Origin of the sequence: Methylobacterium sp. J-077, assembly GCF_022829365.1 — a bacterium.
Lineage (GTDB): Bacteria > Pseudomonadota > Alphaproteobacteria > Rhizobiales > Beijerinckiaceae > Methylobacterium.
In genome coordinates this window covers 1-802 of the sequence record NZ_JAKSYJ010000061.1, presented here as the reverse complement: position 1 = coordinate 802, position 802 = coordinate 1, and the positions used below count along the sequence as shown (strand labels likewise).

At 65.8% G+C, this 802-nt stretch carries 1 pseudogene; it reads right to left on the bottom strand.

What is annotated here, in order from left to right:
- A pseudogene (locus MKL11_RS03595) lies at positions 1-335 on the bottom strand (aspartate/glutamate racemase family protein); the annotation flags it as partial.
- Between the last annotated feature and the right edge of the window lie 467 nt (positions 336-802).

Below are 802 nucleotides of genomic sequence, written 5' to 3'. Positions count from 1 at the left end.
CGGGGGCGGAGCGCGATAAGGGCCTCCGCTTGCTTCACTGCCGCAGCGATGGGATCGACCACCGGTACGGGAATCCGATCCGCGACCCGCGGCGCGAGCCCGGCAAGTGGTGCCCCGGCGAGGATGACGACATCGGCCTGGTCCTCGGCAACGGCCCTGCAGGCCAAGTCGACGAGCAGCCCTTCCTTCTCGTCCTGCACAGCGCAGACATCCCGGAACGGGCTGTCGAGCATGCGGATCCCGGCGCAGCGCTCCGTCAGGCCATGGGATGCGACGCATTCCGCGTACCAGGGTCCCAGCGCCGTGGCGAAGCTGACGACGGAAAAGCGTTGACCATGAGGCCAAGGTGAGGTCGGCCTGCACGGCTTCCAAGGCCGGTGCAGCTGCGGCGCCACGGTCCTCCAGGCTTTTTCCCGTCAGGCGTCATCGGGTCGGCTATCCCCTGAAGGAGAGTTCAGATGCCCCCTCTCGCCCCTCTCGCCCCTCACGCCCACGATCGCTAAATCGACGGGGCCCATGCCCCGCGCTCACACGATGTACGTCACGAGGGGGACGGGGAACCGTGCGAATTTGCCCCAAGCGGTCGGTTATCCGCGATGGCGGTTTAGGACCTAGTTCAACCCCGTGTCTGACCGCTCTCGGGCCGGAAATCCGTTCATGCCTGTGATTAGGCGTGGAATAAGGACCCCGTTCTCGGGGTGATCGGCGTCCAAACGGGACCCCCAGGACAAGTCATCCACAATGCCTTCCGGCTCGAACGGGAGGCTTGCGCGGGATGTTGGTCGTGGAGACGGTCGCAAAG